Source organism: Anaerococcus prevotii DSM 20548, assembly GCF_000024105.1.
In the GTDB taxonomy this organism is placed as follows: domain Bacteria; phylum Bacillota; class Clostridia; order Tissierellales; family Peptoniphilaceae; genus Anaerococcus; species Anaerococcus prevotii.
Map to the genome: position 1 here is coordinate 940,592 of NC_013171.1, position 12,672 is coordinate 953,263.

Consider the following 12,672-nt stretch of genomic DNA (forward strand, 5'->3'; position numbering starts at 1 on the left):
ATGAATATTCTTTTTCTTACTGGAGAAGCAGTTCCTTTTATAAAGACGGGAGGCCTTGCTGATGTAGCAGGGGCTCTCCCAAAGGAGCTTGTCAAAAAAGGCGTAGACTGTAGGGTTGTTCTTCCTTTGTATGGAGAAATAACTGACGAGTATAGGTCTAAGATGGAAAAGTTAACAGAATTTTACGTCGATCTTGATTGGAAACACCAATATGCTGGAGTCTATCAGCTCAAATGGGATGGAGTCACTTTCTATTTCATTGATAACTTAGAATATTTTGATAGAAAAGGATGCTATGGTTTCGACGATGATGCAGAGAGATTTATTTTCTTTTCCAAGGCATGTACCCTTTTAGGAAAAGAAATTAATTTTCATCCTGATATTATTCATTCTAATGATTGGCATACAGCCATGGTTAATGTTTTTGTAAATGATTTTAGAAGGGGAGATTCTTACTATGAAGATGTAAGGACTCTATTCACCATACATAACCTAAAATACCAGGGTGTGTTTGATTCAGAAAACCTCAGACTAGCTGGACTTGATGGATCATACTTTAACGAAAATGACCTTAAATTTTATGATGCTATTAACTTTATGAAAGGTGGTATAATCCATTCTACAGCATTTAATACAGTATCTGAAAATTATGCAAGAGAAATCCAATACCCATTCTATGGTGAAGGTCTTGATGGAATTATTAGACAGTATTCGTATAAACTCACAGGAATAGTAAATGGCATAGACTTTGATATTTGGGATCCTTCTACAGATGGATTAATAAGTCAAAATTATGACATTGGTTCTATCAATGATAAGGTTAAAAATAAGTTAGACATTCAAAAGATGTATGGTCTACCTGAAAGAGAAGATGTCCCTTTGATAGGAATTTGTTCGAGACTGACTGAAATGAAGGGACTTGACCTAGTAAGATACATTATGGATGAACTTCTTCAAGAAGACGTTCAATTTGTTGTCTTAGGAACAGGGGATTACACATATGAAGAGATGTTTAAATACTTTGAGTGGAAATACCCTGATAAGCTTGCAGCTAGAATTTATTATAGTGGAGATGAAAGTCATAAGATTTATGCTGGAAGTGATTTTTATCTAATGCCAAGTGTTTCAGAGCCATGCGGCATAAGTCAACTTATAGCTATGAGATATGGATCCTTGCCAATAGTAAGAGAGGCAGGGGGATTAAAGGATACGGTCATAGCCTATAACGAATATACAGGAGAAGGAACTGGATTTTCATTTGCGAATATAAATGCTCACGAACTTCTATTCTGTATTAAAGATGCTCTGAAAATATACAAAGAAGATAAAGAGGAGTTTAAGAAGCTCGTAGCTAATGCTATGGGTCAAAACAATGACTGGGAAAAGTCTTGTGAGAAATATTTAAATTTATACAATGAAATTAAAGCAAACTAAGAAAAACGAAAGAAATTTATTAGAAAGAATACAAAGCTTTTTGTATTCTTTTTATGCTAAAGATTTGAACAATGCCAGAATCAACGAAGTATATGATTGTTTATGCAGAGCCTTGATGGAAGATATAGGCAGGAAATGGGTAGACAGCAAGTCTGATACAGAAGAATTTGAGGCCTATATATTAAGTTTTGAGTACCTTCCTGGAAAATTTATTGAAAGAAATATAGCAAGACTTGGCAAGGAAGAAGAGATTAGAGATGTATTAGCAGAAATTGGATTTCCCTATGAAGATGTAATCAATTTTGAAAAAGAGGCCAATCTTGGTGTCGGGGATATCGGTATTGGATCTAGCTATCTTATAAGCGAACTTGCTAATAAAAAAATAAGGTCTGTTGCCTATGCCCTTCGTTATGAAAATGGTAATCTCAAACAAAAAATTGTAGATGGTAAACAGGTTGAGTATTCTGATTATTGGCTAAAAGAAGGATCAAATTGGGAGCACAAAAAAGGATTTTCATATGAGTTAGATATAGATGGTAAGAGGCATAAATCAATAGCCTATGATATAGCTATAGTTAATGACAAGGCTGATTTTGTAAGCACCCTCCGATTATTTCAGTCCGAGCCTACTCAGGCTATTAACTATTCTGAATTTACAAGAGGGGATTTATTTAAGGCCTACGACGATTATGTAAGTGCAAGCTCTATAAACCAATTTCTATATTTAGATGATTCTTCATATGACGGAAAACTACTAAGATTAAAACAAGAATATTTCTACTCAGCAAGCGCAATTAGAGATATATTTAAAAGATACCTAAATAGATACGGATCTATTGAAGGAATAGATGAGAGAATTAAAATCTTTGTAAATGATATACATCCAACAATATCCTTGGTTGAATTTATTAGGATCCTAAATCAGAGGTTTTCTATTAATACCAAAGAGGCAATATTTATAACAAGGAGAATATTCGAGCACATTGCATTTTCTATTACTAGCGATAGTCTCGAAAGCTATCCCGTTGATATGATAAAAAGAATTAATCCTGAAATATTGGAAACTATTATATCAATCCAATCAATCCTCCAGGAGGAAGACCCAAAGATATTTTTGATCAAAAATGGATACGTATATTTCAAAAATATCAACCTAGCCCTATCAAACAACTATATCTATCTATCTAAGATCTTAAAGGATGAAAAAACAGCAAGAAGAAAGCTATCCTACACAAATCTTGGAACAGATAGACTAATGTATCTAGAAAAAAATAATACTCGACTCATGGAGGTTTTTAGAAAAAATGACCTTTATGACGGGCATTCATATGATATTTCTAAAATCGCAGATTTAAGAGATGATGCTGATTTCATCGATGATTTAGAAAAAGTAAAATATCATAACAAGCTCGACCTAATAGAATTAGCAAAGGAGAAGATTAATCCTTACAGCTTATTTGATGTACAACTTTCTATTATTCATGAAAGTAAAAGACAAATATTAAATGCCTTGGCGATTGCCTATAAATACTATTATTTTAAAGAAAATACAAATATTAGGATGACTCCTAAGACTTATGTATTTTCGGGGAAGGCAAACGAAGGTTATTATATGGCCAAGGAAACAATTAAATTTATCCTAGCCTTAAAGCATATGATAGATAAGGATAAGATTATAAGAGAAAAAATAAAGATTGTCTTTGTAGAAGATCTGGATGTATATAGGTCTAAAATTATTTTGAAGGCAACTGACATATATAATAATTTGACCCTAGCTAATTTGGATAACCAAGACTTCCATATGCTTAACTCAGCTTTCAATATGACAAATATCTTGACTACTAGGGGCGGTATTTGCGAAAATATAGAAAAAAACAAGTCTTTTTACACCATAGGTGATAGCTACAGGGAAATAGTTGATGATAATGAATCTGCTTCTTACGATGCAAATAATTTTTACTATTCCAATGATATGGTAAGATATACTATAGAAAATCTAATAAGAGAAAGTTATGATATTTTCCCATATGATTTTAAAGTGATGTATGATCAAATCATGATGTATAACGATTCGTTTAGAATATTCAAAGACCTTGAGGATTTAGTTGTTAATAGAGGAAAAATTGACCTAGACTATCTAGACAAGAAGAAATGGGTTAAAAATGAAATCGATAATATACTATGGGCGAATAATTTTAAATTAGATAATAAAATTATAAGGAATGGTATAAATGATTGGAACAAAAATTAAAATAAGTGATAGAATCAAAAGTCTGACCTATGAGGAGATAGAAGACGAAAAGCTAGGAGCGATTTATAGCAAAGATAAAACAACTTTCAGAGTCTTCTCTCCAACTTCAGATACCCTAGATCTCTTGATAAGTGATGATTATATGAAGGTAAGAAAAGATAAATATCAAATGCTAAGAAATGAAATAGGTATTTATGAAATTACCTTAGAGGGTGACTATAGCGGATTCTATTATAATTATCTGGTAGATAATAAGTATGAAGTAACTGACCCTTACTCTTTTACAGCATCTATAAATAGCCTAAGTTCTGTAGTTGTTGATATGAAAGAAACAGATCCTTCTGGCTTTAGAGACGAGAAACTTCCCCAAAACTTGGAAAAAGATGCAATAATCTATGAGATGAGTGTCAAAAACTATACCGCTGATAAGTCTAGTGGAGTAAGGATGAAGGGGAAATTCCTAGGACTTACAGAAGAAGGAAGAAGCTTTAATGGTGTAAGCACTGGTATAGATAATATAAAAGAACTTGGGATAAGTCATGTTCAATTATTACCTATCTATGATTTTATATCAGTAGATGAGGATGATTCCTATTTTTTTGATGATGATAACTACAACTGGGGATATGATCCTGAATTATATTTCGCTCCAGAAGGCTCTTATGCCACAGATCCCTATGACCCTATATCTAGGATTGTTGATGCGAAGAAGATGATTCAGACCTTCCATAGGAATGATATCTCTGTAGTAATGGATGTCGTATACAATCACACATTCAAGTCTTATGATTCAAATCTTAACACTCTAGCAAGAGGTTACTATCATAGGATGAACGAAGATGGGAGCTTTTCAAATGGATCTGGTGTTGGTAATGAGGTAAAAAGTGAGAATGCTTTTACAAGAAAGCTAATAATTGATTCTCTTTGCCATTGGGTTAGAGAATATAAGGTAGATGGATTTAGATTCGATCTTATGGCTCTAATTGACCTGGATACTATAAAAATCGCCCTAAAAAAACTAAAGAAGATAAATCCTAATATTATTATATATGGAGAGCCTTGGATGGCATTTTATTCTCCTTTACCTCTGGATAAGCAGATTCTAAAGGGAGCTCAGAGGTCAAATTCATTCGGAGTATTCAATGATGACTTTAGAGACGCTATAAAAGGCGATGTAAATGGCTATGAGAAAGGTTATATTCAAGGGATTTTTTCCAATAAAACCAAGATTGAAACCGGTATAGCCGGCTCTATCAGATTCGATGATAGAAGAATTGGATTTGCTGATGATGCAAATGAGACAATTAATTATTTTAATTGCCACGACAATCTTATAATCTATGATAAGCTGGCAGTATCTTTGAATGACACTAGAGATATAGATTCTTATATTAAGCTAGCACTTGGTCTTATATTCTTATCTTTTGGAAAGCCATTTATCTACGAGGGTAACGAATTTAATCATAGTAAAAATAACGACGCAAACTCCTATAGATCACCACTTAGAATAAATTCAATCAAATGGGAAGATAAGTTAAATAATATGGATATATTTAACTACACGAAGGATTTGATTAAACTAAGAAAATCTATCAAGACCTTTACTAAAACTAAAGCATCTGATATCAAAAAGTCTCTAACTTTTATGGAAGATATTGACGAGTCTTTAGTAGTTTATAAAATAAAGTCAAATAATGAAAATTATTTAGTAGCTATTAATGCGTCTGTAAATGAAATGAAAATAGAAAAAGAAAAATTGAAAACACTTGTTCCAGTAAACAAAATTATTAATATTTTTTCCAAAAAGGGTATAAATAAAACAAATACTAATGTAGAAGAAGGATTAATAGTAGAAGGTAAATCTGTAAATGTATTTAAAATAGGAGAGGAAAATGGACTATAAAGCAATTTATAAAAAGTGGCTAGAAGATGATAGATTTGATGAAGAAACAAAAAAAGATCTTTTGAGCATAAAAGACGATGATGAAGAAATAAAAGATCGATTCCATCAATCATTAAAATTTGGTACAGCTGGTCTTAGGGGTAAGCTAGGCGTTGGAACCAATAGAATGAATGTATACAATGTTGCTCAAGCAAGTCAAGGTTTTGCTGATACTATAGCAGAAGGTGGCGAAGAAGCAAAGAAAAAGGGTGTAGCAATTGCTTACGACGTAAGACACAAGTCAGAGGAGTTTGCAAAAGTAGCAGCGGAAGTCTTTGCTGCTAATGGAATTAAGGTATATATACACAAAGAAATCCAACCAACACCAGTATGTTCCTACACAATAAGAAAGCTAGGTAATGTTGCTGGTGTCATGGTAACAGCAAGTCACAACCCAAGAGAATACAACGGATATAAGGCTTACAACCACGAAGGAAGCCAAATTTTAGATGAAACTGCAGATAAAATTCTTGGTCATATAGCAGAGCACCCAGACTTTTTTGAAATACCAAGAATAGATTTTGCAAAGGGCCTTGAAGATGGGATCATTGAATATGTTGATGACCAATTGATAGAAGATTATATCAAGGAAGTTTTATCTTGCACAATCAATGATGAAGATATAGATAAAAGCATTAACGTTGTCTACACTCCACTAAATGGATGTGGAAACAAGCTAGTTAGAAGAATTCTTGACGAGAGAGATTTCAAGAATATCCATATAGTTAAAGAGCAAGAAAAGCCAGACCCTGACTTTACAACTGTTGGATATCCTAACCCAGAAGATCCAAAGGCCTTTAAATACTCTGAAGAACTAGGCAAGAAAGTATCTGCAGAGCTTTTACTTGCAACAGATCCTGACTCTGATAGATGTGCGGTAGAAGTTTTGGATAAGGATGTAGAATACAAATTCCTAACAGGTAACCTAATTGGATCCCTATTGACAAATTATATACTAGAAGCACTTGATGGAAATAATGAATTACCAGAAAATGGTGCTGTAGTTAAGTCATTGGTATCAACAGACTTAGTTAAGCCTATTGCCAATAAATATGGAGTAAAAGTATATGACGTCCTAACAGGATTTAAGAATATCTACGCAGTAGCAAACGAGCTAGATGAAAATAAGAGTGGTAAATTTATATTTGGATTTGAAGAAAGTATAGGCTACAATTACAAGGATTTCGTTAGGGATAAAGATGCTGTAAACTCTGCAATGATGATTACCGAAATGGCAGCTTATTACAAGGCCAAGGGTAAGAGCTTACTTGATGTGATAAATGAATTATTTAATGAGCATGGATACTATTCAAATGAAGTTGTTTCTATTGTTCTTGAAGGTTTAGATGGACAAGAAAGAATTTCTAGAATAATGACAGAAGTTAGAAACAATCCTATTAAAGAAGTTTGTGGACTAAAAGTTAAAAATATCATAGACTACCAAAATGATAATACAGGACTTCCAAAGTCAAATGTTTTAAAATACTACCTTGAAGATAATTCATGGTTTGCCCTAAGACCTTCAGGAACCGAGCCAAAAATAAAAGTCTACATTAATGCAATTGATGATAGCCTAGAGGCTTCTGAGAAGAAATTAGAAAATATAAATAAGTTTATGCAAGATGTTATAGATTCAATTGAATAAATCAACAACTAATCTTGATTAAAATTAGTGATAAAATCTTATTTGTAGAAAATCTGAGTAATTTGCACAGCTTCTAGAAAAGATATCGCTATAGAAAAAGTCGTCTTTGGGGCGACTTTTTTAAATTACTTATACATAATACTTGAACTTTCTTAGAAAATGAAATAATATATATCAAAAGGAGATAAAGATGGAAAGTTTTTTTAATGTAATAGATAAAATATTTTCAGTTAATGTATTTGGAAGTTTAACTTTATATCAACTGATATCAACTATATTGAAGTATATTTTTGTATTTATAGTTTTTTACTTCATATATTCTATCATTAGAATCATATATTATGATGTAAGAACTACACTAAAGAAAGAATCTAAGTCAGATACATATCTAAAACTTTTGAATTTAAGCGAGAACTTCTCGTTTACCGTTCAAGAATTTTATTTTTTGGCATCTGATAACACTATTGGAAGGGATGACAGAAATAGTATTTGTATTAAAGATAAGTTTATGTCTAAATTTCATGCAAGGATTGTAGAAGACGAGGGAATATTTTTCTTAGAAGACCTAAAATCCGCCAATGGGACTTATCTAAATAGCGAAAGGATTGAGGATGCGATAGAATTAAAATCTAACGATATAATAAATATCGGTAAACTTCAATTCTTATTCATCCAAGGTGATGGCAATGAATAGGTTAAGAAATCTTACTATAAACAAAAATAAGGCGCAGAGGAAGGCTCTTTTCTTGCTATTTGCCTTTGAATTCTTAGCCCTTTCCTTAGCATTGATTTATAATATAAAAAATATTACTAATACAGATTTTATAACATATTTAGCAATTTTAGTTGCAACTTTGATATCGAGTTTTATGATAAACAAAGTCATAAAATCTGATGGGATTTTGCTAATGATTGTAAATATGCTTTTTTCTATAGGTGTTTCGGTTATCTATAGGCTAGATCCCTCACTAGGAAAGAGACAGTTACAGTATTATTTAGTTGGCCTTGTTATGTTTTTTATAACATATTTTATATTAAAGTCATACAGCTCTTGGCATAAATTATCTAAGTTTTATGTTGGAATTTCAGTAGTATTATTTATACTGACTCTTGTATTCGGTTCTTATCTTGGCGGAGCTAAGAACTGGATTTATTTGGGACCGGTAAGTATTCAGCCGTCAGAGTTCATTAAGGTACCCTTAGCCTTTTTTATAGCAAGTTTCTATACTCATTATAACGAGTTTTGCAAAAGACCTTTCGGTAAATATTATATGAACTTAGTAATATTTATATTTATAGGATTTCTATTTCTACAAAAAGACTTGGGTACAGCTTTGATATTTTTTGGAACTATGATACTAAGTCAATTTGTATACGATAGAGATAGAAAGCTAATATTGATTAACCTTTTAGCTATGATTTTAGGATCAATTATTGCATATTTTCTATTTTCTCACGTTAGAATTAGGGTAGCCACTTGGAAGGATCCTTGGTCAGATATCGACGCAACAGGTTATCAGATAACCCAGGCCTTATTTGCTATGGCAAGCGGTGGACTTTTTGGAAGTGGAATAGGACTTGGTAGACCTGACTTCATACCAGTCGCTGAATCTGATTTTATCTTTTCTGCTATTTGTGAGGAGATGGGAATATTTATGGGAATAGCTGTAGTCTTGCTATTTATGATCCTTGTTTATAGGGCTATTAAGATTTCCCTAATACAAAAGGATAAATTTTACTCTATCCTAGCATTTTGTATAGGAATATTATTTGCCTTGCAGACCTTTATAATTTTAGGGGGCGTCCTAAAGTTAATTCCACTTACAGGGGTGACACTACCCTTTATTAGCCAGGGTGGATCTTCAATGATTGCAGGATTCATTCTTCTAGGTTGTTTACAATATTCAGGGGAAGAAATTAAGTATGGTGATGAATTAGATGAAGAAAAGAATTGATAAAAAAAGAAAAAATTCTCAATCTTTGATTGACAAAATTAAACAAATTGAAGAGGAGAAGAGATTAGAAGATATCGATAAGTTAAATATCATATCGAAGACGACACTTAACAAAAGGCTTGTCTTTGTCATGGTGTTTTTCGTGGCTCTTTTTATGACTCTCGCTCTATATTTAGTATATTTTCAACTTTTTAAAAGATCTGATATAGAAAATGATTCTCATAACAGAAGGTTATGGGTTAATGAGGATAATATCAAAAGAGGTTCTATCTACGATAGAAATGGCAATGTCCTTGCTTATAGTGAGGAAGATAGCGATGGGAGTCAATATAGGATTTATAACTACGGAAAGTCAGCCTCATCAGTTACAGGATATTCTTCCAAAACTTATGGAAAAACTGGTATAGAGAAGTCTTATAACAAGGAGCTTCTAGCCCTTAGTGGAGAAAATCTATCTAACTTTAGGAAGATGGTAGTAAAAAATGATACGGGTTATGATGTTCATTTATCCTTAGATCAAAATATTCAAGAAATAGTTTATGAACATATTAAAGATATAAAAGGTTCTTGCGTTGTTATGAACCCAAAGACTGGCGAAGTACTTGCTTTAGTGTCCAATCCTAGCTATGATCCAAATAGTGTAGATGAAGATTGGGATTTTCTTATACAAAATACAGATGGTCCTCTCGTAAATAGGGCGACATCTGGTGCCTATAGACCAGGATCTACCTTTAAGATTGTAACAGCAACTGGTGTATTAAATTATGATATTGATACATCTTACAATGACACTGGAGTTGAGAATATCCAAGGCTATGATATCAAAAACTTTGCTGATCAAGCTTTTGGGATGGTCAATCTAAGATCTGCCTTTGTTAATTCTATAAATACCTATTTCGCTTCTAAGACTAATGATCTAGGGAGAGATAAATATAAGGAACTTGCTGAGAAGTTTATGATCAATAAGGACTATGAATTCGATATGGATAAGAATAATGCCATAATCCCTTTCAATGACCTAAACCAAGTTGACTTAGCAATGACAGGCTTTGGATATGGTAAGACACAGATAAGCCCACTTCATATGGCTATGATTACCTCTGCTATAGCAAATGAAGGAAAGATGATGCAACCAAGACTTGTGACAAAGGTTATTGATAAGGACGGAAAAATAATTGAAGAGAAGAAAGATAAAGTCCTAAGCGAAGTAACAAGTGTTGAAAATGCAAACTATATTAGAGATATGATGGTATCAGTTGTAAATGAAGGTACTGGAACAAGCGCATATCTGGACTCTGTACAAATAGCAGGAAAGACAGGAACTGCAGATAAAGAAAATAATCTGTTGGATGCTTGGTTTGTAGGATTTGCTCCTGCCTATGATCCAGACCTTGCAATTGCTCTAGTAGTCGAAGATAGTGACGATACGGGAGGTGTAGTAGCCGCTCCGATTGCAAGGGATATAATAAGTGAAATTTATCAGACAATAGAATAATTACATTAACTTATTCTTGATATTATTCCAGTAGTGGTTTTTATTGAGAATAAGTTTTTTTATTTTCGTATTTGATACTTTAATCCTAATTTTATAATCTTTTGTGGAGTATTCCTTGCCATCAAAGATAAATAAAGTGTGGTAGTTATCTCTTTTAGAAACAGAAATATCAATAGTGGCGTCATTCGGTAAGACTACGGGGCACCTTAAGGCCTTGTTCATATTTGAATAAACCGGAGCTATAGGCGTTAGCTGGAATCCATTTAGAGATTGATGAAGGATCGCTCCGCCAGCTGATAAATTATAGGCAGTAGATCCATGTGGGGTAGATATAATTAGACCATCTCCCGAAAATGATTCTATATAATTACCATCTATAAAGACTTTTAATCTAACGATTTGGTTCCTATCGCTCTTAATAACAACTTCATTTATAGAGTTAATTACCTTGTTGTTAACTTTTGCTTCCAGAATAGAAAGGCTTTCTGTGTTGTAATTGCCTTGATTAAAAGACTTGATAAAGTTATCTAACATATTAACCTCTATTTCTTGATAAAAACCTAGATGACCAGTATTTATTCCAATAAAAGGAATAGAAGAAAAGTTAGATAGGTGAACCGCATTTAAAAAAGTACCATCTCCTCCTATAACAAGATTTAAAACAGCATCTTCTTCATAAGTAGTAGTTAAGGTATAACCGTATTTGTAAAAAATCTTCTTGCATTTTTGATAAATGGATCTAGAAAATTTAGACTTATTTTTAAAAACATTGATTTTATTTGTCATTTTTCCCTCCTCTCATATAATATATTATTATATCATAGAGGAAGGAATATGAAATATATAAAATATGAAGTTCACGAAAATACAAGTGTAAGGCAGTTCCTAAAAGCTAAAAACTTTTCAAAAAAGAGCATAGAGGATATTTTAAAGACAGGCTACATTTTAAATGGGAAGAAGCAAAGAAAAAGTCTTAATCTTAAAAAAAGTGATGAGTTGAAAATTATTATAGAAGACGAGAGAGTCGACTATGAGCCGAAAAAAGGTGGTATTAATATAGTCTATGAAGACGACAACAGTTTAGTTATAAGTAAGGAAGCTAACATAACTGTGAATTCTAAAAACCAGATAAGCTTATCTAACTACATAGCCAATTATTTTATTGATAGCGGCCAAGAATCTAAGATAAGGCTTGTTAACAGGCTTGATATGGATACATCAGGTCTTATGCTAATAGCTAAGAATAAGTATTCACATGCTTATTATCAAAAACAGTTAGAAGAAAATACTATGAAGAAAAAATATTTAGCTGTAGTGGAAGGAATGTTAGATATTGATTCTTTGTACGAAAATAAATTCTCATATAACGAGAAAAAGAAAAATTATGAGCCTTCAGACAAGGGGAAAATATCTAGGACTTACTTTAAATCAATAAGGATCAATTGTGATTTCTCAATAATTGAGTGTGAAATACTAACAGGAAGGACTCACCAAATCAGGGCAAGTCTTACAGATTTGGGACATCCTATTTGGGGCGATAAGCTATACGGTTCAGATAAAAATCTCGATAGGTTTCTTCTTCATTCTTATAGGCTTGAGTTTACTAGTTTTTATAATGAGGAAAACATCAAATTAAATGATTATCCGAAATTTATAGGATTTCTTTAAGAAAAATGAAAACAATATTATTTGCATAAATCCTTTTCATATTATATAATAAAACTATCCTGAGGTGTCGGTCCAAATTTAAACCTACAACTTTTATAAGGGATTGCGGAGTTCTAGCTTTGATGGCAAGCCTCCTTTGAGGGGAAGTCAGAGATTCTAGACAGCTTGCCCACCTTCACATACGCGAAGGTCTTAAAGATAGGGCCCCCTTAGGATTTAATTAAATTAGGTTTACTTGCCAATTTTTGGGTATAAATTAAGTAAGACTAAATAATAAAGGAG

9 protein-coding genes and 1 other RNA gene are annotated in these 12,672 nt (G+C 32.4%); 9 read left to right on the forward strand and 1 reads right to left on the reverse strand.

The features are described from left to right. From glgA to APRE_RS04485, 7 genes are all read left to right on the forward strand, one after another. Positions 1-1,434: a glycogen synthase GlgA gene (glgA, locus tag APRE_RS04455; RefSeq protein ID WP_015777801.1), complete on the forward strand. Its 1,434-nt coding sequence runs from the start codon at positions 1-3 to the stop codon at positions 1,432-1,434. Then, complete coding sequence (locus APRE_RS04460; protein ID WP_015777802.1) at positions 1,415-3,685, forward strand: glycogen/starch/alpha-glucan phosphorylase; 2,271 nt, start codon at positions 1,415-1,417, stop codon at positions 3,683-3,685. The genes glgA and APRE_RS04460 overlap by 20 nt, the downstream gene beginning before the upstream one ends. After that, a complete protein-coding gene (gene pulA / locus APRE_RS04465; protein ID WP_015777803.1) occupies positions 3,666-5,588 on the forward strand; it encodes a type I pullulanase in 1,923 nt (640 codons plus the stop codon). Before APRE_RS04460 ends, pulA begins: the two co-directional genes overlap by 20 nt. Next, on the forward strand, positions 5,578-7,272 hold the full coding sequence (locus APRE_RS04470; RefSeq protein ID WP_015777804.1) for a phospho-sugar mutase: 1,695 nt from the start codon (positions 5,578-5,580) through the stop codon (positions 7,270-7,272). Before pulA ends, APRE_RS04470 begins: the two co-directional genes overlap by 11 nt. A 190-nt stretch (positions 7,273-7,462) precedes the next feature. Beyond that, positions 7,463-7,966, forward strand: coding sequence for an FHA domain-containing protein (locus tag APRE_RS04475; protein ID WP_015777805.1), 504 nt, complete (start codon positions 7,463-7,465; stop codon positions 7,964-7,966). Beyond that, positions 7,959-9,227, forward strand: a complete 1,269-nt coding sequence (locus tag APRE_RS04480) for an FtsW/RodA/SpoVE family cell cycle protein (protein WP_015777806.1) — start codon at positions 7,959-7,961, stop codon at positions 9,225-9,227. Before APRE_RS04475 ends, APRE_RS04480 begins: the two co-directional genes overlap by 8 nt. Next, positions 9,211-10,722, forward strand: coding sequence for a peptidoglycan D,D-transpeptidase FtsI family protein (locus tag APRE_RS04485; RefSeq protein WP_015777807.1), 1,512 nt, complete (start codon positions 9,211-9,213; stop codon positions 10,720-10,722). Before APRE_RS04480 ends, APRE_RS04485 begins: the two co-directional genes overlap by 17 nt. Here APRE_RS04485 and APRE_RS04490 read toward each other — a convergent pair whose 3' ends face one another. Beyond that, positions 10,723-11,508, reverse strand: a complete 786-nt coding sequence (locus APRE_RS04490; RefSeq protein ID WP_015777808.1) for an NAD(+)/NADH kinase — start codon at positions 11,506-11,508, stop codon at positions 10,723-10,725. 48 nt (positions 11,509-11,556) lie between these two features. On the opposite strand from APRE_RS04490, the gene APRE_RS04495 reads away from it, so the two are divergent. Both APRE_RS04495 and ssrS read left to right on the forward strand, forming a co-directional pair. Beyond that, positions 11,557-12,390, forward strand: a complete 834-nt coding sequence (locus APRE_RS04495) for an RluA family pseudouridine synthase (RefSeq protein WP_015777809.1) — start codon at positions 11,557-11,559, stop codon at positions 12,388-12,390. Between the two features lie 53 nt (positions 12,391-12,443). Then, positions 12,444-12,610: non-coding RNA, 6S RNA (gene ssrS, locus APRE_RS09395), on the forward strand. Positions 12,611-12,672: the final 62 nt, after the last annotated feature.

Excerpts from the sequence above, each read along its gene's own strand:
- APRE_RS04460 (WP_015777802.1), top strand. The coding sequence starts at position 1,415 with ATGAAATTAAAGCAAACTAAGAAAAACGAAAGAAATTTATTAGAAAGA.
- glgA (WP_015777801.1), top strand. The coding sequence starts at position 1 with ATGAATATTCTTTTTCTTACTGGAGAAGCAGTTCCTTTTATAAAGACG.
- APRE_RS04495 (WP_015777809.1), top strand. The coding sequence starts at position 11,557 with ATGAAATATATAAAATATGAAGTTCACGAAAATACAAGTGTAAGGCAG.
- APRE_RS04470 (WP_015777804.1), top strand. The coding sequence starts at position 5,578 with ATGGACTATAAAGCAATTTATAAAAAGTGGCTAGAAGATGATAGATTT.
- APRE_RS04475 (WP_015777805.1), top strand. The coding sequence starts at position 7,463 with ATGGAAAGTTTTTTTAATGTAATAGATAAAATATTTTCAGTTAATGTA.
- APRE_RS04485 (WP_015777807.1), top strand. The coding sequence starts at position 9,211 with ATGAAGAAAAGAATTGATAAAAAAAGAAAAAATTCTCAATCTTTGATT.
- APRE_RS04490 (WP_015777808.1), bottom strand. The coding sequence starts at position 11,508 with ATGACAAATAAAATCAATGTTTTTAAAAATAAGTCTAAATTTTCTAGA.
- pulA (WP_015777803.1), top strand. The coding sequence starts at position 3,666 with ATGATTGGAACAAAAATTAAAATAAGTGATAGAATCAAAAGTCTGACC.
- APRE_RS04480 (WP_015777806.1), top strand. The coding sequence starts at position 7,959 with ATGAATAGGTTAAGAAATCTTACTATAAACAAAAATAAGGCGCAGAGG.